The organism is Paenibacillus sp. J5 (assembly GCF_054955055.1).
The window spans coordinates 1-326 of the sequence record NZ_JBUEDD010000053.1 but is presented as its reverse complement, the minus strand read 5'-3'; the positions used below and the strand labels follow the sequence as shown (position 1 = coordinate 326).

1 protein-coding gene is annotated in these 326 nt (G+C 65.3%); it reads left to right on the top strand.

Going from position 1 to position 326, the window contains the following annotated elements; all coding sequences use genetic code 11:
* The coding region (locus ACY1JZ_RS26110) for an AMP-binding protein (protein ID WP_462631697.1) at positions 1–326 on the top strand (326 nt) is incomplete at both ends.

Sequence of the window (326 nt, the reverse complement as noted above, 5' to 3'; positions counted from 1 at the left end):
GTTCGGAGGAAGCGCCGCCGATCGGACGGCCGATCACAGGAAGCGCGAGCTATATCCTGGATCGCACCGGCCAACTGGTTCCGACAGGAGTAGTTGGGGAGCTGTACGTAGCGGGAGCGGGAGTCGCGCGGGGGTACCTGAAGCAGCCGGAGCTGACCGCAGAGCGATTCCTGCATAATCCGCACGGAGCGGCCGGAGAGCGGATGTACCGGACGGGAGACCTGTGCCGCTACCGCGAGGATGGCGTGATCGAGTACTGGGGTCGAATGGACGACCAGGTGAAGCTGAGAGGGTACCGGATCGAGCTGGGCGAGGTGCAGACGGCG